The sequence below is a fragment of the Nitrobacter vulgaris genome (assembly GCF_031453995.1).
Taxonomy (GTDB): Bacteria; Pseudomonadota; Alphaproteobacteria; order Rhizobiales; family Xanthobacteraceae; genus Nitrobacter; species Nitrobacter vulgaris.
The window spans coordinates 71,383-95,968 of sequence record NZ_JAVDPZ010000007.1 but is presented as its reverse complement, the minus strand read 5'-3'; the positions used below and the strand labels follow the sequence as shown (position 1 = coordinate 95,968).

General features: G+C 60.4%; 24 protein-coding genes and 1 riboswitch. Of the genes, 13 read left to right on the top strand and 11 right to left on the bottom strand.

Annotated elements, in window-relative coordinates:
* Positions 1 to 67 precede the first annotated feature (67 nt).
* The 4 genes from livM to GGQ85_RS06330 all read left to right on the top strand — a co-directional run bounded on the left by livM (position 68) and on the right by GGQ85_RS06330 (position 4,263).
* Complete coding sequence (gene livM / locus GGQ85_RS06345; RefSeq protein ID WP_173815991.1) at positions 68 to 1,393, top strand: high-affinity branched-chain amino acid ABC transporter permease LivM; 1,326 nt, start codon at positions 68 to 70, stop codon at positions 1,391 to 1,393.
* A complete protein-coding gene (locus GGQ85_RS06340; protein WP_079447251.1) occupies positions 1,390 to 2,226 on the top strand; it encodes an ABC transporter ATP-binding protein in 837 nt (278 codons plus the stop codon). The genes livM and GGQ85_RS06340 overlap by 4 nt, the downstream gene beginning before the upstream one ends.
* Positions 2,223 to 2,966 carry an ABC transporter ATP-binding protein gene (locus GGQ85_RS06335; RefSeq protein WP_309773824.1) on the top strand — a complete coding sequence of 248 codons (744 nt, stop codon included), beginning with the start codon at positions 2,223 to 2,225 and terminating at the stop codon, positions 2,964 to 2,966. The genes GGQ85_RS06340 and GGQ85_RS06335 overlap by 4 nt, the downstream gene beginning before the upstream one ends.
* Before the next feature lie 181 nt (positions 2,967 to 3,147).
* The gene (locus GGQ85_RS06330; RefSeq protein ID WP_079447253.1) at positions 3,148 to 4,263 is read left to right on the top strand and encodes a branched-chain amino acid ABC transporter substrate-binding protein; all 1,116 of its coding nucleotides are present in this window, start codon (positions 3,148 to 3,150) and stop codon (positions 4,261 to 4,263) included.
* A 101-nt stretch (positions 4,264 to 4,364) separates the two neighbouring features.
* Here GGQ85_RS06330 and GGQ85_RS06325 read toward each other — a convergent pair whose 3' ends face one another.
* Positions 4,365 to 5,099, bottom strand: coding sequence for a cytochrome c biogenesis CcdA family protein (locus tag GGQ85_RS06325; RefSeq protein WP_079447254.1), 735 nt, complete (start codon positions 5,097 to 5,099; stop codon positions 4,365 to 4,367).
* A 149-nt stretch (positions 5,100 to 5,248) separates the two neighbouring features.
* Between GGQ85_RS06325 and GGQ85_RS06320 the strand changes: the two genes are divergently transcribed.
* The 3 genes from GGQ85_RS06320 to GGQ85_RS06310 all read left to right on the top strand — a co-directional run bounded on the left by GGQ85_RS06320 (position 5,249) and on the right by GGQ85_RS06310 (position 9,870).
* The gene (locus GGQ85_RS06320; RefSeq protein ID WP_309773823.1) at positions 5,249 to 6,247 is read left to right on the top strand and encodes a P1 family peptidase; all 999 of its coding nucleotides are present in this window, start codon (positions 5,249 to 5,251) and stop codon (positions 6,245 to 6,247) included.
* Positions 6,248 to 6,550: 303 nt separating this feature from the next.
* Positions 6,551 to 7,252, top strand: a complete 702-nt coding sequence (gene rpe / locus GGQ85_RS06315; protein ID WP_079447256.1) for a ribulose-phosphate 3-epimerase — start codon at positions 6,551 to 6,553, stop codon at positions 7,250 to 7,252.
* A 225-nt stretch (positions 7,253 to 7,477) separates the two neighbouring features.
* Positions 7,478 to 7,672: riboswitch (cobalamin riboswitch) on the top strand.
* A 113-nt stretch (positions 7,673 to 7,785) separates the two neighbouring features.
* A complete protein-coding gene (locus GGQ85_RS06310) occupies positions 7,786 to 9,870 on the top strand; it encodes a TonB-dependent receptor plug domain-containing protein (RefSeq protein WP_309773822.1) in 2,085 nt (694 codons plus the stop codon).
* Positions 9,871 to 10,069: 199 nt separating this feature from the next.
* Here the strand turns inward: GGQ85_RS06310 and GGQ85_RS06305 are convergent, their stop codons facing one another.
* The gene (locus tag GGQ85_RS06305; RefSeq protein ID WP_309773821.1) at positions 10,070 to 10,633 is read right to left on the bottom strand and encodes a peptidoglycan-binding domain-containing protein; all 564 of its coding nucleotides are present in this window, start codon (positions 10,631 to 10,633) and stop codon (positions 10,070 to 10,072) included.
* Positions 10,634 to 10,655: 22 nt separating this feature from the next.
* Positions 10,656 to 12,485, bottom strand: a complete 1,830-nt coding sequence (locus tag GGQ85_RS06300; RefSeq protein WP_309773820.1) for a PAS domain-containing sensor histidine kinase — start codon at positions 12,483 to 12,485, stop codon at positions 10,656 to 10,658.
* 418 nt (positions 12,486 to 12,903) lie between these two features.
* Here GGQ85_RS06300 and GGQ85_RS06295 point away from each other — a divergent pair, with 418 nt between their 5' ends.
* Entirely contained in the window at positions 12,904 to 13,320 is a 417-nt protein-coding gene (locus GGQ85_RS06295) for a DUF5330 domain-containing protein (RefSeq protein ID WP_309773819.1), read from the top strand.
* A 76-nt stretch (positions 13,321 to 13,396) separates the two neighbouring features.
* Positions 13,397 to 13,828 (top strand): SufE family protein, encoded by a 432-nt coding sequence (locus GGQ85_RS06290; RefSeq protein WP_309773818.1) that lies wholly within the window; start codon positions 13,397 to 13,399, stop codon positions 13,826 to 13,828.
* A 119-nt stretch (positions 13,829 to 13,947) separates the two neighbouring features.
* On the opposite strand, the gene GGQ85_RS06285 is transcribed toward GGQ85_RS06290, so the two are convergent.
* The 8 genes from GGQ85_RS06285 to GGQ85_RS06250 form a co-directional block, all read right to left on the bottom strand.
* Positions 13,948 to 14,565, bottom strand: a complete 618-nt coding sequence (locus GGQ85_RS06285; RefSeq protein ID WP_309773817.1) for a DUF6456 domain-containing protein — start codon at positions 14,563 to 14,565, stop codon at positions 13,948 to 13,950.
* On the bottom strand, positions 14,552 to 14,935 hold the full coding sequence (locus GGQ85_RS06280) for a helix-turn-helix domain-containing protein (protein WP_309773816.1): 384 nt from the start codon (positions 14,933 to 14,935) through the stop codon (positions 14,552 to 14,554). Before GGQ85_RS06280 ends, GGQ85_RS06285 begins: the two co-directional genes overlap by 14 nt.
* Positions 14,936 to 15,105: 170 nt before the next feature.
* Positions 15,106 to 15,987 (bottom strand): hypothetical protein, encoded by an 882-nt coding sequence (locus GGQ85_RS06275; protein ID WP_309773815.1) that lies wholly within the window; start codon positions 15,985 to 15,987, stop codon positions 15,106 to 15,108.
* Positions 15,988 to 16,262: 275 nt separating this feature from the next.
* Entirely contained in the window at positions 16,263 to 16,676 is a 414-nt protein-coding gene (locus GGQ85_RS06270) for a Ros/MucR family transcriptional regulator (RefSeq protein ID WP_079447268.1), read from the bottom strand.
* Positions 16,677 to 16,805: 129 nt separating this feature from the next.
* Positions 16,806 to 17,591, bottom strand: a complete 786-nt coding sequence (locus GGQ85_RS06265; protein WP_309773814.1) for a hypothetical protein — start codon at positions 17,589 to 17,591, stop codon at positions 16,806 to 16,808.
* Between the two features lie 295 nt (positions 17,592 to 17,886).
* Positions 17,887 to 19,293, bottom strand: coding sequence for a M20/M25/M40 family metallo-hydrolase (locus GGQ85_RS06260; RefSeq protein WP_309773813.1), 1,407 nt, complete (start codon positions 19,291 to 19,293; stop codon positions 17,887 to 17,889).
* Positions 19,294 to 19,316: 23 nt separating this feature from the next.
* The gene (locus GGQ85_RS06255) at positions 19,317 to 20,648 is read right to left on the bottom strand and encodes a glycosyltransferase family 87 protein (protein ID WP_309773812.1); all 1,332 of its coding nucleotides are present in this window, start codon (positions 20,646 to 20,648) and stop codon (positions 19,317 to 19,319) included.
* A gap of 98 nt (positions 20,649 to 20,746) precedes the next feature.
* Complete coding sequence (locus GGQ85_RS06250) at positions 20,747 to 22,312, bottom strand: helicase HerA-like C-terminal domain-containing protein (protein ID WP_309773811.1); 1,566 nt, start codon at positions 22,310 to 22,312, stop codon at positions 20,747 to 20,749.
* A gap of 313 nt (positions 22,313 to 22,625) precedes the next feature.
* Here GGQ85_RS06250 and GGQ85_RS06245 point away from each other — a divergent pair, with 313 nt between their 5' ends.
* The 4 genes from GGQ85_RS06245 to folB all read left to right on the top strand — a co-directional run bounded on the left by GGQ85_RS06245 (position 22,626) and on the right by folB (position 24,581).
* Entirely contained in the window at positions 22,626 to 22,856 is a 231-nt protein-coding gene (locus tag GGQ85_RS06245; protein ID WP_309773810.1) for a hypothetical protein, read from the top strand.
* The gene (locus tag GGQ85_RS06240) at positions 22,853 to 23,260 is read left to right on the top strand and encodes a DUF4332 domain-containing protein (RefSeq protein ID WP_079447272.1); all 408 of its coding nucleotides are present in this window, start codon (positions 22,853 to 22,855) and stop codon (positions 23,258 to 23,260) included. The genes GGQ85_RS06245 and GGQ85_RS06240 overlap by 4 nt, the downstream gene beginning before the upstream one ends.
* Before the next feature lie 83 nt (positions 23,261 to 23,343).
* Positions 23,344 to 24,219, top strand: coding sequence for a dihydropteroate synthase (gene folP, locus GGQ85_RS06235; RefSeq protein ID WP_374708851.1), 876 nt, complete (start codon positions 23,344 to 23,346; stop codon positions 24,217 to 24,219).
* Positions 24,216 to 24,581, top strand: a complete 366-nt coding sequence (gene folB, locus GGQ85_RS06230; protein ID WP_309773808.1) for a dihydroneopterin aldolase — start codon at positions 24,216 to 24,218, stop codon at positions 24,579 to 24,581. The genes folP and folB overlap by 4 nt, the downstream gene beginning before the upstream one ends.
* The last annotated feature ends 5 nt before the right edge of the window (positions 24,582 to 24,586 follow it).

Here is a 24,586-nt window from a genome sequence, read left to right as displayed (position 1 = left end):
CCCGGACGTGTCAGCGCCCGCTCTGAGCCAACAAACCGCGGCGCGCGATCGTGGTGTCGTCTTCATCATGAAGAAAGCGGTCGTGAGCGCGGTCCTGGCGCTGGTGCTGTTCTCGCTCATGATCGGCATTCGTACAGAATCCGGCTCCTCGGGACAGTTGACCTACTGGACCCGGTTCGGCGAACTCGCGGCCACAGTCGGCGCGGTGTTCGTCGGCAGCATCATTGTCGAAACGCTAAAGCGCTGGATCGGACCCGTCGGAAGTGTCGAACTGCCAGCAACCGTGCGTCGTACGTTCTCGATGCTGGGTCGCCTGCTGACGCCGGCACTTCTGATTTTCGCTCTGCTGGTGCCGGTCATCTTCTACAATCAGCGTTACCTGCTCGACCTTGGGATCCTCGTACTGACCTATGTGATGCTGGGCTGGGGTCTCAACATCGTGGTCGGTCTCGCCGGGCTGCTCGATCTCGGCTACGTCGCGTTCTATGCGGTCGGCGCGTACTCCTATGCGCTGCTGGCGCAAAGCGGCTTGCCGTTTCCGCATTTCATGGAAACCTATCCCTACGTCGCGATCGACTTCCTGCAACTCGGGCCGTGGGCATTCTGGGTGCTGTTGCCGGTCTCCGGTCTGCTCGCCGCGTTCTGGGGCGTGTTGCTCGGCTTCCCGGTGTTGCGACTTCGCGGCGATTATCTCGCGATCGTCACGCTGGCGTTCGGTGAGATCATCCGGATGGTCATTCTCAACTGGCAGGAACTCACCGGCGGACCGAACGGGATCAGCGGCATCCCGCGCCCCTCCGTGTTCGGCATTCCCCTGACGCCGGGCGAAGATGGTTTCGCGGCATTGATCGGCGTGCCGTTCTCGCCAACGCATCGTCTGGTTTTCCTGTTCTATCTTATCCTGGCGCTGGCACTGCTTACGAACTGGGTCACCATCCGCCTGCGACGGCTACCTATCGGTCGTGCCTGGGAAGCGATGCGCGAGGATGAAATCGCCTGTCGGGCGCTTGGCATCAACATCACCACGACGAAACTCTCGGCCTTCGCCATAGGCGCGATGTTCGGCGGCTTTGCGGGCGCGTTCTTCGCAACCCGCCAGGGCTTCATCAGTCCTGAATCCTTCACCTTTCAGGAATCGGCACTGGTTCTCGCCATCGTCGTGCTCGGAGGTATGGGCTCGCAACTCGGCGTGGCGCTCGCCGCGATCGCAATGATCGGGGGATTTGAGTTGTTTCGCGGCCTTGACCAGTTTCGCATGCTGGTGTTCGGCGGAGTCATGGTGCTGTTGATGGTCTGGCGGCCGCGCGGCCTGGTCAGCCATCGCGCTCCAACCGTGTTCCTGCAAAAACGGACAGAGATATCGTCGTCGCTGGTGAAGGAAGGTCAGGGATGACGACGCCTGTTCCCATCCTCGCCGTCGATGGACTGATGATGCGCTTCGGAGGTATCCTTGCCATCAACGAACTGTCGTTCGCCGCGCAGCGCGGCCACATCACTGCGCTGATCGGGCCGAACGGCGCCGGCAAGACCACGGTATTCAACTGCGTCACCGGATTCTATCGGCCCTCGCGAGGCACGATGCGCCTGGTGCACGACGACGGCGCGACCTTCCGGCTCGATCGCCTGCACGACTTTCGTATCTGCAAATATGCCAAGGTAACGCGCACCTTCCAGAACATCCGGTTGTTTCCCGGCATGACGGCGCTGGAAAACCTGATGGTCGCGCAGCACAACGCATTGATGCGGGCGTCCGGATTCGGCCTGCTTGGCCTGATCGGCGCTCCGTCGTTCCGGTCCGCGGAGAAGCAGGCGATCGACTCAGCTCGCGACTGGCTCGACCGCATTGGCCTGCTGCAACGCGCCGATGACGCCGCGGGCAATCTGCCCTATGGCGACCAGCGCCGTCTGGAGATCGCGCGCGCAATGTGCACGCATCCCGCACTGCTCTGTCTTGATGAGCCGGCCGCGGGGCTCAATGCCAACGAGAGTGCCAGTTTGAGCGAGCTCTTGCTGTCGATCCGCAGGGACTTCGGTACTTCGATCCTTTTGATCGAACATGACATGAGCGTGGTGATGGAAATCTCCGACCACATCGTTGTGCTCGACCACGGCGTCAAGATCGCCGACGGCACGCCACGCGCGGTGCGCGACGATCCGAAGGTTGTCGCGGCCTATCTCGGCGCCGACGAGGATACGGCTACCGCGGTCATGGAGGGCGGCGTATGAGCGCCGACTCGACGCCCCTGCTCGCCATTCAAGGGCTTCACGCCGCCTATGGCAAGATCGAGGCACTGAAGGGCATCGATCTCGACATCAAGGCCGGCGAGATCGTCGCGTTGATCGGCGCCAACGGCGCAGGAAAATCGACTTTGATGATGACCATCTTCGGTCGCCCCCGCGCCCGCGCCGGCCAGATCCTGTTCGATGGCCAGGACATCAGCTCCATGCCGACGCACGAGGTGGCCCGGTTGCGCATCGCGCAATCCCCGGAGGGACGGCGCATTTTTCCGCGCATGACAGTCGCGGAGAACCTGCAGATGGGCGCGGACGCCACGCCCGGCAGCAAGGCTGAGCGAGCGGCCAGCCAGGAGCGCGTGCTTAGATTGTTCCCGCGCTTGCAGGAGCGTATGTCGCAGCGAGGCGGCACGCTGTCCGGCGGAGAGCAACAAATGCTGGCAATCGGCCGCGCGCTGATGAGCCGACCTCGCCTGTTGTTGCTGGACGAGCCCTCACTTGGTCTTGCGCCGCTGATCACCCGGCAGATTTTCAGCGCTATCCATACGCTGAACCGCGAGGACCATCTCACAGTACTGATCGTCGAACAGAACGCCAATCACGCCCTTCGCCTCGCCCATCGCGGCTATGTGATGGTCAACGGGTTGATCACGATGAGCGGCGCCGGCATGGAATTGCTGCAACGACCGGAAATACGCGCGGCCTATCTCGAAGGCGGCCGCCACGCCTGAGGTGAGCGCGAGTTTGCTGGGCGATGGCGCGCATGCCGAATCGCTCCCCTGACCGATGAGACCAAGTGGCGGTCACGGAGTGGCGCTCGAAATTTGTCCATGACACCGACCGCAAATCATCGGACAATGCCTGCACAATGGCAAACATGGCACCTGATCCGCCTCCGCGAGGACTGCTCGAATGAAATCATTGAAGCTGATCGGTCTGACCCTTTTCGCCTCGCTGGCGCTTTCGGCCACGACCTTCGCCCAGGATATCACAGTGGCGGTGGCCGGCCCGATGACGGGCAGCGAGTCCGCTTTCGGCCGCCAGTTGCAGAACGGCGCCGAACAGTTCGTTGCCGATGCCAACGATGCGGGTGGCGTGCTCAACAAGAAGCTGAAGCTGTTCATCGGCGACGATGCCTGCGAACCGAAGCAAGCGCGCTCCATCGCTGAAAGAATCGCAAGCCGGGGTATTCCGTTCGTCGCCGGGCATTTCTGCTCGTCGTCATCTATTCCGGCTTCCGAAGCTTACGCCGACGGCAATGTACTGCAAATCACGCCGGCCTCGACCAACCCGCTGTTCACGGAACGCAAGCTGTGGAACGTGCTGCGTGTCTGCGGCCGCGACGACCAGCAAGGCGTCGCCGCCGCTGAATACATCGTCGAAAACTTCAAAGGCAAGAACATCGCCATCCTTAACGACAAGACAACCTACGGTAAGGGCCTCGCCGACGAGACCAAGAAGGCGCTGAACAAGGCCGGATTTCAGGAGAAGATGTTCGAGTCCTACAATAAGGGCGACAAGGACTTTAATTCCATCGTCTCGCGGCTGAAGCGCGACAGCATCGATCTTGTGTTCGTCGGCGGCTATTATCAGGAGGCCGGACTAATCCTGCGCCAGATGCGTGATCAAGGCCTCAAGACCATCCTGATGGCGGGCGACGCCATGAACGACAAGAAGTTCGCATCCATTACCGGCCCTCTTGCCGAGGGTACACTGTTCACCTTCGGTCCGGACCCGCGCAAGAAGCCGACAGCCAAGGCGATCGTCGAGAAATTCAAGGCCAAGGGCGTCGATCCGGAAGGTTACACGCTCTACACCTATGCGGCGATGCAGGTGTGGGCACAGGGCGCTGCCAAAGCGGGCACGACGGATCCTATGAAGGTGATGAAAGTCATCAAGGCAGGCGCGTGGGATACCATTCTCGGCAAGCTGGAATTCGATGCGAAGGGCGACATCAAGCAGATGGGCTATGTCATCTACAAATGGGACGACAAGGGCAACTATGCCGAGATCGACCCCGCCATCTGAGCCGCGACATTCATCTCATCCTTGGCATCGTCCCCTCGAACGCGGGGAAGACTGCGCGCGTCATCCTACCGAGCGAGAGTAAAGCCAGGTGTCTCGTCCAATCATCCGAAATTCTGCAACGCCGGAAAGGTCTCCAGCAGCCAGATACTAGCGTTGGAGATCGTTCCGGTGAGAAACGCGATGCCGGTCAGCACCATGAGTACGCCAATTCCACGCTCTATCTTAGCGAGATGACGTTTCATCCGATTGAGCAGCGAAGAAAACTGTTCAACCATGAATGCCGCCAGCAGAAACGGAAGGCCGAGCCCAGCCGAATACACCGCAAGCAAACCCGCTCCCTTCACGACGGTGTCCTCTGCCGCCGCCACCGACAGGATCGCCGCCAGGATCGGCCCGATGCACGGCGTCCACCCGAACGCGAACGCAAGCCCCATCACATAGGCGCCCCATAACCCGACCGGCTTCGGCGCCGTGAGCCGTCCTTCGCGCATCAAAAAGCCGATTCGCGTCAGTCCGAGAAAGTGCAGGCCCATGATGATGATGACGATGCCGGCAACGATCGACAACTGCGCCGACCAAGCCCGGATCAGGCTGCCGATGAAGCTCGCACTGGCGCCTAGCGCGACGAAGACCGTGGAAAAGCCGAACACAAACATCAACGCGGCGAGCATCACGGCCCGCTTCGAGGCCTTCACTGTCTCGTCGTGAGAAACGTGTTCGATGGTAGTGCCGGTGAGATAGATCAGATAAGGCGGCACCAGCGGAAGAACGCAGGGCGACAGGAAGCTGACAAGGCCCGCGACCATGGCGGCGGGAAAGGAAACGTCGTGAATCATGCGGCTACTTGCCCTACCATCGCGCCACGATGCAAGGGCTTCGCTTCCTTCCGCGACATTTGTGATCAGGCGTGATCGATTGACCCCGACACGCCCGTGCCGTCATCTGACGGTCGGCCGTTTCCCATCGCCGCAAACGAGACTGAACCATGAAGAACCTTCTTACCGACATTTCCGGGGTCCGTGTCGGCCACGCAGACGACACGAAGCTGGCGTCGGGCGTCACGGCGGTGCTTTTCGATACCCCAGTCGTCGCGGCGATGGACGTGCGTGGCGGGGGCCCGGGTACGCGCGACAGCACCCTGCTCGACCCGGTCAATACGGTGGAGCGGATCGACGCTCTCGCGCTGTCAGGCGGCTCCGCTTTCGGGATCGAGGCCGGCGGCGGCGTTCAGGCCTGGCTCGCCGAACAGCGGCGCGGCTTTGCGATCGGCGACGCGGTCATACCCATTGTGCCCGGCGCGGTCGTGTTCGATCTCTTGAACGGCGGCGACAAACAATGGGGTCGTTTTGCGCCCTATCGCGATCTCGGCTATGCCGCCGCAGCGGCTGCCGGGGACGATTTTGCACTCGGCAGCACCGGCGCCGGGCTCGGCGCTACGACTGCCAATTTGAAGGGCGGCGTCGGCTCCGCTTCGGCCGCCACGCCAAGTGGCGTGCGGGTGGCGGCGCTCGCCGTGGTGAACGCGGTCGGTAGCGTCACAGTCGGAGACGGCCCCTGGTTCTGGGCGGCGCCATTTGAATCCGGCGACGAATACGGCGGACGCGGGTTGCCGCCGTCGTTCACGCCAGAGATGCTGGCAATGCGATTGAAGGGCGGCGCAACAGCAAACGCTGGCGAAAACACGACGCTCGTCATCGTCATCACCGATGCGGTGCTTACCAAACCGCAAGCCAGACGGCTTGCGATTATCGCCCAAACCGGTTTCGCGCGGGCGATTTATCCAGTTCACGCTCCCCTGGACGGCGATATCGTGTTCGCTGCCGCCACCGGAGCCAAGCGAATCGATCCGCTCATCGGATTGACCGAACTCGGAATGATCGCAGCCAACACGGTGGCTCGCGCGATCGCACGCGGCGTCTATGAAGCAAAAGCACTTCCGTTTCCGAACGCATTGCCGGCATGGAAGGACCGGTTTGATCGATGATTCCAATCTGGCGTGCATAGGTCTTTCCGCCACCGAGGACGGCATGTAATTCATGTATAGTATAAATAATTGTATTATTTTGTGTATTTAAGGTTAGTTTCAAGTATAGATTTAGACAATCTGACCGGCGGATACTCCTCGTGCGCACTGTCGCGCATCTCAGCAATGGAGAAACGTCATGAAGAGAATCCTCGTGCTCGCGTTCCGTCCCCCGACCCGGTGCTAACGCCGCTCATTGCCCCCGGACGCGGCTCATGTTACGCGGGGCTCTCTCAAGCTCCGCAGAAATTTTCGGAAACGTTCATGTCCCAGACTTTTGTGCCGCGTCCTCTCGTTATCGCACCGTCGATCCTGGCCTCCGACTTCTCGAAGCTTGGCGAGGAGGTTCGCGCCGTCGATCAGGGGGGTGCCGATTGGATCCACCTCGACGTGATGGACGGCCATTTCGTGCCGAACATCTCCTACGGTCCCGATGTCATCAAGGCGATGCGCCCGCACACGAAGAAGATCTTCGATGCCCATCTGATGATCTCGCCGTGCGATCCTTACCTCGAAGCCTTCGCCAAGGCCGGTTGTGATCACATCACGGTTCACGTCGAAGCGGGACCGCACCTGCACCGCTCGCTGCAGGCCATTCGCGCGCTCGGCAAGAAGGCGGGGGTCACACTCAATCCCGCAACGCCGCTCTCCACCATCGAATACGTGCTCGACATGGTCGATCTGGTGTTGGTGATGTCGGTCAACCCCGGTTTCGGCGGCCAGAAGTTCATCTCCTCGGCAGTCGGCAAGATTCGGGATTTGCGTACGATGATCGCTGGACGGCCGATCGATATCGAGGTTGACGGCGGAGTCGGCCCCGACGTTGCGGGCGAACTCGGCGCCGCCGGCGCCAATGCCTTCGTGGCAGGCTCGGCGGTCTTCAAGGGCGGCACGATGGAATCCTACAAGGCGAACATGGACGCGATCCGCAGCGCCGCCGCGGCAGCACGGGGCGAAGTGGTCTGACGCAAACGCCGGTACCGGCAGCGTATAGTTCTCGCCCGCGCCCGGAGCAGGAAGGGTTGCAAGTCCGCCTGCCCCGACGGCTTGCTCGCATCGGCAACATACAGCCTCGAGAATGCAGACAAAGCAGATCTCGCCGGCGGCAACTTGTTGCTGCGGATATGCAACGCCACGAGGAAAAGCCGTAGCTGAGTCGCTCCGTCGATTGACATCGACTTTGTTCCCCCTCAAACAGATCGGCGACGGTTCTCCCTCGGGAGATCAAAAGGGAACGTGGTGCGGGATCATCCTAACGCCACGGCTGCCCCCGCAACTGTAAGCGGTGAATCTGCGTCACACGCCACTGGGATATCTCGGCCCCGGGAAGGCGACGCCAGGTAACGACCCGCGAGCCAGGAGACCTGCCGTCAAGCCGTGGTCACACGCGAAGATGTCAGTCGGGGACTACAGACATCCGCTTCATCGGCGCCGGCATAGGCTCCCGTGAAACCTCGTTCGCTGTGACGTGCCACCGACGTCCTGCCGAGGTTCCCTCCATGTCCGCCTCCTCCTTGTCCGGGGTTTATCGCAGAAGCCTGCTTGCCTCCACCGTCCTCGCCTCGCTGGGATCGGTCGGCCTGACGACGCCTTCGTGCGCGCAGCAATCCGCCTCTCCCAATCTGCTGCCTCCGATCCGGATCGCGCCGCCGCCGGATAGAACGACAGATTCACGGCCGCCATCTCACCGCGCGGCGTCGCGATCGCGCCGTGTGGCCCGCTCCGCTCCTCGACAAGCTCCTGTCACTGAGACGCCCGTTCCGGGCACGATGGGTTCGACCGTGGTCAGCCCCACGGGAGTGGTGACGCCTGCAAGGCAATTGGCAAGCTCCATCACCATCGTCACCGAGAAGGATATACAGACCCAGCAGTACCGCACCGTTCCGGATATCCTGAGGACGGCTCCCGGTCTGAATGTGTTGCAAGCCGGCGGACCGGGCGCCCAGACTTCGGTTTTCATGCGAGGCACGAACGCCAACCACACCAAGGTGATCCTCGACGGAATCGACATCGGCGATCCCGGCAACGCGAATGGCGCATTCGACTATGCGCATCTTCTTGCGGCGGACATTCAGCAGATGGAAATTCTCCGGGGCCCGCAAAGCGGACTCTATGGTTCCGACGCAATCGGCGGAGTGATCTCCATCATCACAAAAAAGGGAGAAGGTCCTCCGCGCGCCACCGCGTCAATCGAGTCCGGCTCATTCAAAACGTTCAACCAGACGCTCGGATTGAGCGGCTCCGAAAAGAACTTCAACTACGCGGTCAACGTCGCCCATCTCCATGCCGGAGATGTTCCTGTCACACCGCCGGAGCTTCTCCCGCCCGGACGGCAAGCGATCGGAAACAACTATGACAACATGACCTATTCGACCAAGCTCGGCGTCGATCTCAATGAGAATCTGACAGTCAACTCGGTGGTCCGCTATACTGACGCGACGCTGCTGTTCACAGGCGACGGTGGATTTCCAAGCACGCCCAACGCCACCCAGAGCACACACGCTGTCCAGCAACTCTTCAACCGCGAAGAAGCCGTGTGGTCTCTGTTCGATGGGCGCGTCCAAAGCTACTTCGGTGTCAATTACACCAACAGCAGAGGCTACGACGCAGGTCCCGGCAGTCCGGTCACGACCACCACGGGCGAGCGCCTCAAGTTTGACTGGCGCACGGTGGCCGAAATTGCGCGTGACAACCATCTGGTCTTCGGCGCCGAGCATCAGACCGATCGCATCGACACCACCGATCTTGCCGCCAAGAACGGCAACAAGGCAGGCTTCATCGAGTTGCAATCAGCTCTCGCGAACCGCCTTTTCCTCGTTGCGAATGTCCGCCAAGATTCCAACGATCTGTTCGGCGAGCGTATGACCTACCGGGTCGCACCGGCGATCATTGTTCCAATCACGGAAACGAAACTGAAAGCAAGTTACGGCACGGGATTCAAGGCGCCTTCGCTGAGCCAGTTATTCCGGGACTTTCCAACCTTCAATTTCTTCGCCAATCGCAACCTGAAACCGGAAGATAGCCGCGGCTACGATGCCGGTTTCGAGCAACCTCTGTTCAACGATCGTGTACGGTTCGGCTCGACTTACTTCCATAACGACATCACCAACCTGATCGACTACAATGCCACGTTCACATCGTTGGTGAACGTGAACAGCGCGACGACCGAAGGCACCGAAACTTTTGTTTCGGCACAGATCACCGAGCGTTTCGGAATTCGCGCGGATTACACCTTCACCCGTGCCGTCAATGCCGCCACCGGCATGCAGCTGCTGCGCCGACCGAAGGAAAAGTGGAGCGCAACCGCGACCTGGCTCCCCCTCGATGCATTGACACTGTCGGCGACCGTGCTCCGCGTCAACGACTGGATTGATGTCACCCGCGACGGTTCAATCTCCGGAATTGTAGCGCCGGGCTATACGCTGGTGAACTTGCGTGGCGACTATGCCGTCAATGACCAGGTCAAGGTATTCGGGCGGATCGATAATCTCTTTGATGCCCGCTACCAAAATCCGACCGGGTTCCTTGCGCCGGGCCTTGCGATTTTTGGCGGCATCCGGGTGGCAAGTTACGGGGTGCGATAGCTCTCGACCTCTCCCCGACGAGGAGAAGTGAAAAGGCGGCGCGAGTCCACGTAACAAAAGAGCTCGCTAAAGCTATTTAAGGCTTTGATGAATCAAAGCCGGGCCTTTAGCTTTTTGTTTTGACGTGTTTTCTTTACACGAACAGGTCATTCATCCTCGGGTCAAGCCCGAGGACATGCTTCGCTCGAAACGCTGTAGTCTAATCGATCGGCCGTCCAGTCAGGGCAACGAGCTCGCGCACGAGACGATCGGACATCTGGCCGGTCACCGGCATCCGGCGAGCCTGCTCGAACTTCCGGATCGCCGCCTGGGTTTCGGGCCCGGCCGTTCCTGTCGGCTTAAATTGACCATAGCCATATTCCGTCAATATCCGCTGCACGGCGGCGACGCGGCGATTCGCATTGATAAGATCGGCGACGGGATCGCTATGCAGCCCAGTCGTTTTGACGGGATTGGTGGGAGCATCTCCCGCACTCGCATGCTGTTCTGTCGTCCCCGTCTGATCCGCCTCGACTGGTCGAGGCCGCGGCAGCGGATTGCTCTGTTGCACCAGCGGCATGGTGACAGCCGATCCAAATATCGGCGACGGATGATGGCCGGCCTGCAGGAACATGGCGTTCGTGACGATCGCGCCGATGGCGGTAAAAGCCAGGCACCCGGCAACCAGATCTTTCGGGCTATGCAGGAGCACGCGCATCGCGAGACCGCGTTCCTCGTCAACTTCGCTCTTCCTGGTTGCCACGCTGCGACGGCGTGGCCGCATCATACCCTCTTCAACAATTTTTCTAGGCACTCTTCCTCACCCGGTAATCTTGATCCTGCTTGCCGGAGCGGGAGGCCGGCGTCAGCGTCGCGATGTTATTCGATGACGACTCCGCGTCGGGCACGAGTATCAGCGGCAACATGACGGTTACCGTGGTCCCCTCTTGTACCTTGCTCTGCACATCGATCTCGCCCTGGTGCAACACGACCAGACTCTTGACGATCGACAATCCAAGTCCAGTCCCCTCCTGACGTCGTTGATAGGTCTTCCCCGCCTGGAAGAAGGGGTCGCCGATCCGCTTAAGATCTTCCTGCGCGATGCCGACGCCGTTGTCCATCACGCGCAGCGCCATGCGCGATCCTTCGATGCGGGCCGAGATCGTGACGCGGCCGCCCCGCTCCGTGAACTTGATGGCATTCGATACCAGATTCAGAACGATTTGTTTGAACGCGCGCGGATCGCCAATCATCTGTGGCAAATTTTCCGGAACGCGCGTGACCAGTTCGATACCGTTGTCGCGCGCCTTGAGCGCGAGCAGATTGCTCCCGTTGAGCAGCACCTCGCGCGGCGTGAACGGCTCGGACAATATCTCGAAATTCCCGGACTCCATTTTCGACATATCGAGAATGCTGTTGACCACCGATAATAGATGCTGGCCGGAGTCGTTAATGAGCTGGGCATACTCCTTGCGGCGCGTGGCATCGAGCGGCAGCGTCGCCTCCTGAACGATCATCTCTGAAAATCCGATGATGGCATTGAGCGGTGTGCGCAGTTCGTGGCTCACGGTCGCGAGAAACCGTGTCTTGGCAGCGTCAGCACGTTCGGCCGCGGTGCGCGCCAGATCCAGTGCGTGCTCCTGCTGCTTCCGGTCGGTGACGTCCCGCATCACCGCGACGACTTCAGGTTCGGCCAAGGAGGACGGCTCTAGCGGCCGGCACCGCATTTCCACCCATATGAAATCCCCCGAAGACCGCGCCTCTGATTTCGCACCAGACGCGACTTCGCGCCTGAGTCTGAATTCGACGCTTTGGGCATCCTTGCCAAGTGCAGCCGCCGCGAGCGCCGTAAGATAGGCTGGGCGATCAGCAACGTGGACCCGGTCGAACAGACCATGGTCCTGTAACTCCGACACCGGCACGCCGAGCAGGGCTTCCGCGGCCGGCGAAATGAACTGCACGGCGCCGTTGCGCCGGTGACGCGAAATCACGTCGCACATGTGGCGCGCCAGCAAGCGATAACGGTCTTCCTCGACGTTCAGCAATGAGGCGCCGGTGCGCATCAGCGCTTCGTAACCGAACGCCACCCCGGCAGCATAAAGCATGGCGGACGCAATACCGAACGCCATGAAGACGCTATGCGCCGTCGCGCCGGCATCGGGCAGTGGGAAAACATCAAAATAGCTCATCGCGATCAGCGCGAGCACGCACGACACTGCAAGCATCGCGGCGAAGACGACGACACGGCGGGACGCGGACAGCGCCGCCTCCAGCGGAATCACAACGAGCCAGACGGCCGCGAACGATTCAATCCCACCGGTCGGCAGCGCGATCATCATGACGAGACCGGCGAGCGCGATCGACGAGAGCACGTGGGCGCCTTCGTAGCGGCCGGTGCGTGACAGGAAATAGGACAACAAAATCGGCACGACGAGCCAGGCGAAAGCCACCACTTCCAGTGCCGTCGGTGCACCGCGGATCGCCAGATACATCGGAAACGCCGCGAGCGCGACGAGACTGCCGAGCAGCCGCGGTCCCATGAAGGTTCGATGCCGCGCCCGCGTCAACGCGTCGTATCGCGCCGATGGATGCAGCAACGCGTCGAGACGGTCCTGGATGATGGTCAATGCGGTCACGTTGCTTGCGCTTCAGCTAACGTCGTATCCGACGCGCCGGAACGCCTCCATTTGTGGGCTCAACGTGTCAGAGTGAACTTAAGCGAACGCTAAGGCGAAGCTCACTTCGTCACGAAACAGCACACACGGATGGCTCTTTGTCGCCTTGCAACGCCGTCATCGGTGCGAATGGTGAACGCAAGGTTTCCGCTACCATATACCGATGACGCCGAGGACCGGCGTCGCGTCGGCGACCGCGGTTCGCAAACACGCATCAATCGAAAATTTACGCCGAATCAAATTCTGCCGCCGTTTGCGGGATTTTTGTTTGCCCGGACGCGCCGAGCAAACGGGGGATTCAGGACCGTTTGATAAGGAAAGGACAGATTGCGGAATTCAACGCAACGCGACGAAGATCAAAAACGCATAGGGACGCGACATGTTTTTCCTGCTTCGCATGGCATTCTGGCTCGGGCTCGTGCTCGTGCTGCTGCCGAGGGATGAGGCGCCCGAGGCGAACAAGGCACCCAAGATTGGGGCTTCCGACGCTGTATCGGCCGCCACAGCCGCCGTATCGGACATGAGTCAATTCTGCACACGTCAGCCGGGCGTCTGCGAGGTCGGGGGCCAGGCTGCCTCCGCAATCGGCCAGCGCGCGCAGGACGGCGCGAGAAAGCTCTACCGGATCATCACGGAGAAGCGCCCTCCCGACCATACGGGGTCGATCGACGGCATTCCTTCCGTCGAAACGGCGGATTCCGGCGACACGCAGCATGACACCCTGACGCCTGAGGATCTGCAGGCGGAATGGCGTCTCGCTGCTCCGAAAACCGTCCCGAGGGAACAATTCCCATAGATCGCCGGGTCCATATCGATTTTATGTCTCCATGGCCTTATATTAGTCGGCTGGGACACATTACACATGAGCCGTGATGACGACGATCGACGAGATCAGGGACAACTTTGAGCTTCTGGAAGAGTGGGACGACCGCTACCGGTACGTCATCGAACTCGGACGCACCCTTGAGCCCATGAGCGAGGCCGAGCACTCCGCGGCGAATAAGGTGCAGGGCTGCGCCAGTCAGGTCTGGCTATCGCTCAAAGCCGGTCGCGGCGCTGACAGCCACCCGGTGCTGACCTATGTCGGCGACAGCGACGCGCATATCGTGCGCGGGCTGATTGCGATCCTGCTCACGCTTTTTTCCGGCAGGAAGCCACAGGACATTCTGGACACCGACGCGATCGCCGTCTTCGATGACCTCGGCTTCCGCGAGCATCTCACGCCGCAACGCTCCAACGGGCTGCGCGCGATGGTTGAGCGCATTCGCAGGGACGCGCGCGAAGCGCTGGCTGCCGCAGCCTGAGGCTGGTTTTCGCCTTTCGAATTTCGGGCAAGAGGAAATGTGGGTCGCGCGAACGACGCGCGATCCCACCTGGAGCGTTTTCGTCACGCGAACCGGATTCCATTTCGCTCGAAAACCCGCTAGCCGCTTGTAAACCTTGCATCGCTTGCCAGCCACGTCCGGACGTGGGCGCTCGTTTCTGCACGCGCGTGGAGACCATAGTGCGTCGCCAGCCTGTCCAGTGCCAGTTGCAGCACGACTTTCGCCGATCGCGGGGGCCACCCGCGTTCACGTTCGACATCTTCGAGCCCGCGAAGAAAGCAGCAGACGTCCATTAACAGGCCGGAAAATTCTGGTCCGCACGCCTCCAGCGCCCGCCGCACGCGCTGCCGCGCAGCCACGATCAGATCGGTCATCTCACAGGCGCCGGCTCCGGATCCGCGCCCTCCGGTCGGCGCCGACCAGTTCGAGGTCACCCGCGGCGTAAGATTCCCACGCGTAAAATCGGCGCGCAATCTTTCGCCGGCCGCGAACTGATTGGGGCTGATCATGGCGCGTCCATCGCGACCCTTGCGGCGCGCGAGCCAGGCGAGAGGGCTCTCGCTGTCGTTGGCCATCACGGTCGCAATGCCAGCGTCGGTCACGATCTCGCGCTCGGCAAGCGAGAGATGCTGCGCGCGAAACCGATCCACGATTTCAACCGGCCGCTCTTTCGGGCGACGCGACGATTTACTACTGCCGCGATTAGATGCCGTCATCGGATGGTCCGTCAAGGCGTTCGCCGCAAACCGTGCACATCGCTTCGAGCGCTGCGAGCCGGCGATCAAGTCTGAGGTCATCGCGGCTATCTTCCACGACGCGGCATGCATGCGAGACCGTGGTGCGATCACGATCGAAGGCGCGGCCGATTGCCTCGAAACTCAACGCAAAACCAACGTGCGCCAGATACATGGCGACCTGTCGGGCATAGGCGGCGTGCGGCGCGCCGCGGGTCGGCGATATCATCGCCGCAGCATCGAGACCAAACTCTCCGGCGACCAGTCGCGCGATATCGTGACAGACCAGCCTTACAGAGGTTCGCGACCGCCGGCGGGATGTGGGTGACGAGGACGGATAGGTCAGAAGCATGGAACAGGCCCTTCTAGGAAAATAATCACATATCCTAGAGGCTGTTCTCTACCCGGGGATAGCATTTTTTCAGCTAAACTTGAAACAATTTCGGATAATATTCCTAATTTCAATGGATGTGACGAAACAACAACTGTCCGACAGCATATTCCCTGAGACAGGGCTGCAAACTAAGGGGCGGCGCGCTCGCGCAAAAGGCGGGCGGTCTCCGCTTCGATCCCCAAGACGATGCTGCAAACTATGCCATGCAACTTACGCATGGTCTCAACCAATGGGCGATAGCTCATGGCGTGCGTGTCCCCCGCGAAGATTATTTGGAGGCGCAGGCGGAAATCCTTCTTAACATGCAGTTCGCTCCCCTCGGGGAGGCGCGCGACTTCAAGCTCGTTATGCAGGTCGTTCCACTTGTTGATGATAATTTTCAGCGGGCCTTTTGCGTAGGTGATCGCTTCTCCGAAGGATGTGGTGTCATGAAATCCGGCCCCGATGCTGGCCCGGTGGACTTTTCCTGCCAAACTGCTCATCGACCAAAGAAGCCCGTCACTACCAGCACCAAAGTGTGGCTTAGAGAGCAGGCAGTGCCTGACGAGTCGTTCGTCAACGCCCCGACATTTTTTCTGCACTTCCCTGTTCAAATCCTCGATACTTTTCCCGAAGGGGAAATAGATGTCCTTGGCGTCGGAGCGGCCAAGCTCGATCGCCGCTTCACAGAATGCTTGATCGAGAGCGAGTCTCATTTCTTTGATTATTCCGGATGCAAGCGTTCGAATCCTGGGCGGGAATCGCTGCTTGAGTCGGAGTTTTACGACCTTCTCTTTGGTCTTTGGGTCGGTATGAGTGACAATTTCGTAGTCGCAAGACTCGCCAGAGGCATTAACGAGCGTTTCAAGCTCGGTGATGCGTTCTTCAGCGCCATCGACTAAGTTTTTAGGGCTTTCAAACGGTTCTTGATTGCTGGTGAAATTATGACGAGCATCGGTCATGGCAAAAAAATCTGATGAAATGGCGCTGGAAAGCGCGGCAAGACGCATTGGCAATGCCGCATAGACCACGCGACGACTCACGGAGTAGGAAGCGTACTGCCAGGGCGGCGTTGAGTCCTAAGCCCGAGAAAAAACCTAGCCGTTAAGCTGGGTTTGTCCGAGATTTCCACCGCAGGAAGCGGCGCACCATTTGCGATAGCGAGGGCTGTAGGACTCCGATACATTAGGTGCTTGCCTTCTGCGCGCAGCACGATGTCCTCAGAATGCATCGCATCTTCAACGCTGAACGCGGCGCGGCGACACCCTAGGCATTCCCCAACGTCCGGTAGCCGAAACCGCTCGCGCTATTTCCGGCGCCGGCGTTGCTGGCCAAGGCCCATGTTCTTGGCCAGTTGCGACCGCGTGACCGCGTAGTTGGGGGCCACCATGGGATAATCGGCAGGCAGTTTCCATTTGTCCCGATACTGCTCGGGGCTCATGTTGTACTGAGACCGCAGATGGCGCTTGAGCGATTTGAAGCGCTTCCCGTCCTCCAGGCAGATCAGGTAGTCGGCCGTCATCGATTTCTTGACCGGCACGGCCGGCTTGGTCGGTTCCGACGGTAATTCGCCCCGCCCGGACGACACGCGCAGCAGCGCGGCATGCACTTGGCTGATGAGGGCGGGAATTTCCGAGGCCGGCGTCGTGTTGTTGCTAAGGTAGGCGGACACGATCTCCGCCGTGAGGTCGAGAAAACTTTTACCCGCTGAATCGCTCATGATCTCAAATTTTCCGGATCGTAAAGCATCGATACGCTCGGAATGCGATCAGAATCGGCTTTTGCGCCCCAAGGAATATGACCGGATTGCTGCCGGCATGACAAGAACGGAGGGCGCGCACGCGGAACTTTATTTGGGAGACGGGCGGTCGGAGCCTTGATCGAGATGGGCGCGCAGTCGATCAATCGAGGCGAAGCGCATCGTGCCCTCCGACAGTTGGGCGTCGATCGTACCGTCGGAATAAAGCGAATAGGCCATTCCGTTGACCACACCGGACCTCAGCACGGTGACGGAGGACGCGTTGTGGTCCGGAGGGGCGGACGGGCGATCGACTCTTGATGCTGGCCGGAGCGCCTCAGGATCACGCGCATGTCTCGCGGGCGCGGATGAGCCAACCGGCCCGGCTTGGTCCACGACCACCCGCTCGCGCTCCTTCATCATGGACGCAAACAGAAGATTGCGTCGTGGTTTCGGCTGCGATGGCTCGTCGGAGGATGCCGGAAACTCCGCATCCTCGACCGCGACAACGGTCTCGCGGTCGCGGTCGAGCACGTCCGCTTGCCGGCGTGGCGACATGACGGAGGGCGTGGCGTTCCGATCGCCCAGGCTTGGAGCGAACCGATCGCTGTCAGGCAGCGAAGGTGGGCGCTCTTCGATGTGCCTGCCCGGCAGAATGGGCGCGTGGGCACTATCATCGCGATCAGCAAACGCTCTGGAGCCGAGTTGGTCCGCGACCCTTCGCAATTCGCGGACGACGACCGACAGGCTGATCATAATCAGGCCCGTGCCGGTCACGACCGCGCCGGATACGACCAGGGTATCGCCGAAGCTGAACTCCTTGATTGGAATCCCGAAGGCGATCGTCACCAGACCGGCCACGAATACAACGAACCCGGCGACTAAAAGCACGCTCATCGAAAAGCTCCGTCCCCCAAGGAGACGACAGCACCTGATAGCCAAGCTATCGGCCTCGCCGCCCGCCAATTCGCTCCCCATTACCGACAACACGATGGCGATGAGGTCAACTGCAAACGACGGGAATGGTTCAATTCAGCGGCAGAAGAACGCTAGAAGCAGCGATCAGGACAACAGATCTGTTCGAACTTGTCTGACGTCGGATTTGGTGTAAGGCTTAGTCACCATCCTCTACACGTCAATCCAACGCCGCCCAATTCCGGGCGGCGTTTGCACATGAAGCCCGAAGATGGCTTCAGCGCGGCGCTTCCGCAAGCGCAGCGAGAATCCGCGCCCACGACCGGATACCTTTGTGAAAACTTTTCAGGTCGTATTTCTCGTTGGGCGAATGGATATTGTCGTCCTCGAGGCCGAAGCCGACCAGCACCGTGTCGAGACCCAGTGAGGTCTTGAAATCGGCAACGACCGGAATTGACGCGCCGCAGCCGATCAGCAGCGCCTCCTTATTCCATTCATCGGTCAGCGCCTGCTTCGCAGCCGCAAGCGGCTTCATGTTCCAGTCGAGCGCAATCGCGGGCGCGCCGGCATGATCGAGAAACTCGACCGAGCAGTCCGCCGGTACGCGCTCCTTCACAAACGCACGGAAAGCGTCACGTATTTTTTTGGGCTCCTGACCCTCGACGAGACGGAACGAAATTTTCGCCGATGCCTGCGCCGGAATCACCGTCTTGGACCCCTCTCCCGTGTAGCCGCCGACAATTCCGTTGATGTCGCAGGTCGGTCGCGACACGACCTGCTCGATCAGCAGACGATCCTTTTCACCGGCAGGAATCGAGAGTCCGATCGGCTTCAAAAATCGATCCGGCGTCAGATCGAGCTGAGCCCACTGAGCGCGGATGTCGGACGGCAAATCCTTCACGCCATCGTAGAAACCGGGAATTGTAATGCGGCCGTCATCGTCATGAAGGCCGCCAAGGATTCGGGTCAGAACCCGGATCGGGTTTTGAGCGCCGCCGCCGAAAAGGCCGGAATGCAGGTCGCGGTTCGCCGCCTTGATGACCACTTCCTCATAGACCAAACCGCGCAGCGACGTCGTGATCGCCGGAGTGTCGGGGTCCCACATGCCGGTGTCGCACACCAAGGCGAAATCCGCGGCAAGGTCCTTCTTGTTCTGCTCGAGAAAAGGCACGAAGTTTTTCGAGCCAACCTCCTCCTCACCTTCGATCAAGATCGTGACGTCGAGCGGCAACGAACCGGTCACCGACATCCAGGCGCGGCAGGCCTCGACGAACGTCATCAACTGACCTTTGTCGTCTTCCGCGCCGCGCGCCACAATAATCTTGCGGCCATCCGCATGGCTCGTGACGACTGGTTCGAATGGCGGGCGATGCCACAAATTCAGCGGATCGACCGGCTGAACGTCGTAGTGGCCGTAGAACAGGACATGCGGCCGCGACCCGGTATTGCCGTTGCTCTTGGCGACGATCGCGGGATGGCCAGCCGTCGGGCGGACCTCCGCGGAAAATTTCAGCGTCCCGATATCGGCGGCGAGATGATCGGCCGCCGCCTTGCAATCGCCGGCAAATGCCGGATCGGCTGAGATCGATTTGATGCGGAGCAGCGCGAACAGCCGGTTCAGGCTGTTGTCGAAATCGGCGTCGATGTGATCGAGGATGGTTTGGAGTTGCGACGTGCCGGACATTTTGTTGTCCCCTGAGTTGCGGGTTAAACGACCGTTTGAATTTTTTCTGGCGAAGCGACCGAATGCGGACCACTCGCCAATGACGGGTGACGGATGTGCCACGCCAATGCGGCGATCAGTACGAACGTCGCCGCAAGGTTATTTCCGGCGGCTTGAAGAATTTTCGGAAACACCGGCAGCGACAGCGCCATCAGCGCAAACGATGCGCAGAGCGCCAGACGCGAGATCGCCCGCGCCTTTGGCCGAAAATCGAGCGCGGCACGATGAAACAGAATCGTTAATGGAAAGAACAGCCAAACGAAGTAATACTGACGCGCCAGCGGCGATGCGAGCGTCATCAGGCAGAACAGAATCCCGACCTCCTCGGCGATCGATCGCTGCGTCATTTTCGCCCGCGCCGGAATGATGGCGATAAAGCCCAGCCCTATCGCAGCGAAGACAGCCAGCACGATCCCGTTCGCCGTCTTGTAATCGACATTGGCCACGTTCATGTATTGCGCCGGTTTGGCGGGATCGATCTGGTTATAATTGACCGGACGCACCAGCCGATGCGTGATGGCGATGATCGACTGATTGACCCAGGACCAGTTCTGGGCGTCACGCTGCCCGAACCCATGCTCCGAGTTCGATCCGACCATTCCGCGGTACCACGTGGTCAGCTCCGAAACATTGCGGTCGAAGCCACGGATCGGAGCCGGCACCAGAAACAGCAAAACGCCCAGGAAAGCGACCATGCTTATCGCGCTCGTCCAATGGCGGCGCCAAAGCAGATACGGTAGCACGGCGACGGGAAAGACCTTGATGGCCGCCGCGAGCGCAAACATGCTTCCCGACAGCCACCCGCGTCCCTGCCACAGACACCAGAATCCGAACAGCATCATCGCGAGAAGAACGAGGTTGGGCTGCCCGAGATCGAACATATCGAAGACGAAGGGGATCGTCACGATGCCTGGCAACGCCTCGAGCCAAGGACTAGGCGTCGTGCCCGACCCTGTCATGGCGTTGGAAAGTTGCGCCGTCATCCACCATGCGGCGGCATTGAGAAGGCACAGTCCAAGATACAGCGGAATCTTTCCGAAGGTGCTCGGTATGGCAAGCAGAATGGCGGACAATGGCGGGTAAAGGAAGGCGAAGCCTTCGCTCGGCCCTTGCGGATACAGATCGCCGCCGTGCAGGATCTGCTGCCCGGCCCAGTACCACAACGGATAATCCTTGGTTTTGCCGTGTCCCCAGATTTCCGGGACAAGAACATCGGCAGTCAGCAGGATGCAGGCCACGAGAAACAGGACATCCAGCGGGCGCCGGAGCGATGGCCATCTCAGCACGAGCATTTTTCCGTTGTCACGCGGCGGCATCGTCCGCGCGCACTGCGTTATCAGATGCGCTTCCGGCTGCAAACTGTCTCGCACTTCTGCCAAGGCGCAACCATAAAGCCAAACAGCAGCCTGGGCGATCAACGCCGCAGCAGCCCCCCGAGCGCGCCACGCACCAGCGCACGACCGACCGAACCGCCAAGCGAGCCGCCGAGCGACTTGCCGATATCAGCGACGACCCCCCCGACAACCTTGTTGGTGACGGAGCGGGTGACGCTGCGCGCGATCACCTGCCCGGTCGACAATCTGCCGCGGGGCGTGTTGGTCCCGAATACGCTGCCGACGATCGATCCGATCTGATCAAGAACTCCGCCGTTCGACTCAGCGCCGGTCGCCGCGGTGCCCTCGACCCGCTTCTGAAGCATCTCGTAAGCCGATTCGGAATCGATCGCGGTGTCGTACTTTCCCTTCACCGGGCTGCCGGCAATGATCGCTTTACGTTCCTCAGGAGTGATCGGGCCGATCCTCGCAGACGGCGGCCGTACCATCACACGCTCGACCATAGCCGGCGTTCCGTTGCCTTCAAGGCACGACACCAGAGCCTCGCCCTTGCCGAGTTCGGTAATGACCTGCGCCGTGTTCAGCTTCGGATTTGGCCGGAACGTCTGCGCCGCGGCCGCGACGGCCTTCTGGTCGCGGGGCGTGAATGCGCGCAGCGCGTGCTGAACCCTGTTTCCTAGTTGGGCCAGCACCTTGTCCGGGACATCGATCGGATTTTGAGTGACGAAATAAACCCCGACGCCCTTGGAGCGGATCAGCCGCACCACTTGCTCGATCTTATCCATCAACGCTTTGGGCGCGTCGTTGAACAGAAGGTGGGCTTCGTCGAAGAAGAACACAAGCTTCGGTTTTGGCGGATCGCCGACCTCCGGCAACTGTTCGAACAGCTCCGACAACATCCACAACAGAAACGTCGCATAAAGCCGCGGGCTCTGCATCAGCTTATCGGCGACCAGGATGTTGACCATGCCGCGGCCGTCGCGATCGGTGCGCATGAAATCGTTCAAATCCAGTGCCGGCTCACCGAAAAATTTGTCGCCGCCTTGATTTTCGAGCACCAAAAGCTGGCGCTGGATGGCTCCCACACTTTGCTTCGACACATTGCCGTACTGCGTCGTCAATTCTGCCGCATGTTCGGCAATAAAAGAGAGGATGGCACGAAGATCCTTCATATCGAGCAGAAGCAACCCCTGTTCGTCTGCTACCCGAAAGGCGATGTTGAGCACGCCCTCCTGAGCCTCGCTCAAATCCATCATGCGGGACAACAGCAACGGACCCATTTCCGACACGGTGGCGCGTACCGGATGGCCCTGCTCACCGAAAACATCCCAGAAAATTGTCGAGAACTGATCGGGCTGGAACCCAAGGCCCATCGTCCTGGCGCGCTCGAGTATGAAGTCCTTGGCTGCGCCAGGCTCTGAAATGCCGGACAGATCGCCTTTGATATCGGCGACGAATACCGGCACACCCGCGCGAGAAAATCCTTCCGCCATCACCTGGAGCGACACGGTTTTTCCAGTTCCAGTGGCGCCGGTGACAAGACCGTGTCGGTTGGCGAGGCCCAGCGTCAGCCACACCGGCTGCTCACCTTTGCCGATGAAGATACCTTGATCGGTATCGCCGATCCCGGTCGCGGTCTTCGCCATGAGCACCTCTTCGTGATCCCGTCGTCGAACCATCATTCTACTTCAAGTTCCGCGCCGATTGAAACCGGCGAACCCCAACGCGGCGCTCGAAATCTTCCAACGGAGCAGAAGCTTTCTAACTCGCAAATGACCGGCGACCGCGATGTTTTCGGCATAATCGAGTACGCAGGTCTTGCATCTCGGCAACACTCGTCGTGCGATTGCAGGTCAACGAGCGTTTGTTCTGCCTGCTGACTTGTCTTTCGCATCCCGAGGGTATCAAGATGAAAACATAAATAACGAGCCGGCGAGCAACCGGTGGAGGCGGGGTACCATGAACGAACTGGTGGAGCGGCGTGCCGCGACAGTTGGCACCGCTGTCGCGGGAGCAGTCGTCGGTGCGATCCCCGACTTTCGCAGCAAAGAAGGTGCTGGCGACAAGGTTCTATCAGCGATCGTTACGAAAACCGACACGAAAAGCTCGATTGCGGTTTCCCGTAACTGGATAGGCCGCTCGGCGTTCGCCGGCCCTCAATACGCACCGTTAGACCGCCGAACGTCATGACATATCCAATCTCCAAGCTCGAAGGGCTGAGCGCCCCCGACGCCAAAAAGCTGAGATCTATCGGCATTAGAACAACCGATGCTTACCTCGAGGCGGCGCGCACGCCGAAAGGCCGCAAGGCGCTTTCCGCCAAGACCGGCATCAGCGAACAGCAACTCCTGGAGTGGGCCAATCTTGCCGACTACATGCGCATTCCGGGGATGGGCAACGGGAAGACCAAGCTGCTGCGCGCGGCGGGCGTTACCACTGTGCGTGAATTGACGCATCGTAACCCGGCCCGTCTGGCTCAAGCCATGAAAGATGTGAATACCAAGCGCAGACTTGTCAGCGTTCTTCCTTCGGAGAAGTCGATCGGCACGCTGATTGCGCAAGCGCGGAAGCTTCCACTCAAGATCACCTATTAAGCCGCCCGCTGCTGCACTGCCCGACCCTCTGAAGGGGTTTTTCGAGCCTTGACAGCATGTGCTGGACCGCGCAAAGCCACCGCATGACGTCGGCAGATACCATGTCCAGACCTGTGGCGGACGAGACGCGTCATCCCACGCTCGAAGCGCTGCTGTCGCGGCCGTATCCGGCGGTCATGGGAGTCCTGAACATCACCCCCGACTCGTTCTCCGACGGCGGCCGGTTCATGACGCCCGACCTGGCCTTGGCGCAGGCGCGCCGCATGATCGCGGAAGGGGCCGACATCATCGATATCGGCGCGGAATCTACCCGCCCCTACGGATCTCAGCCGGTCTCGCACGATGAGGAGATGCGGCGGCTGAAGCCGGTGCTCGCTGCGGTGGTCGCGCTTGGAGCCCCCATATCCATCGATAGCATGAAGTCCTCGATGGTCGAGTGGGCGCTTGAGAACGGGGTTGCAATCGCCAACGACGTCTGGGGATTGCAGCGCGATCCGGACATGGCCCGCGTGGTGGCGGCGCACAATGCGCCCGTCATTGTCATGCATAACCGGGACAAGCCCGACGATACGCTCGACATCATCCAGGACATCGCGGCGTTCTTCCAACGATCGCTGGAGATCGCGGCGAAAGCCGGCATACCTGCCGGCCACATCGTCCTCGATCCGGGTATCGGATTCGGCAAAACGCCGGAACAGAGCATGGTCGTGCTGGCCCGGCTCAATGAATTGCAGACACTCGGATTTCCGATTCTCGTGGGCGCGTCCCGTAAGCGCTTCATCAACACGGTAGTGCAGTCAGAGCCGCAGGAACGGCTAGGCGGCTCGCTCGCTGCGCATCTGATCGCGGCAAGAGGCGGCGCGTGCATTATCCGCACACATGACGTGGCGGACACGGTGCAGGCGCTGCGGGTGGCGCACGCCATCGAGTCCACAACAGTCGGGATGACCGGACCATGACCGACACGATCTTTATACGCGGCCTCGTAATTCACGCGCAGCACGGCGTCATGGAGCACGAGACCGAAGTCGGCCAGCGCTTCGTGATGGACATCGAACTATCGACTGATCTTTCCGAATCCTCCCGCACCGATCGTCTCGCCGATACGGTGTCCTATGCCGGCGTGGTGGCGACAGCCAGCGCCGCGTTCAAGGATGCCAACTACAAGCTGCTCGAACGTGCCGCAGGGGCTGTTGCCGATGCGGTTCTGGCTACTTTTCCGCGCGTGATCACGATCAAAATCACCGTGCACAAGCCGCACGCGCCGATCCCGGCGATTTTCGACGACGTCGGCATTTCGCTCACCCGCAGCAGGGAATAGCTGTC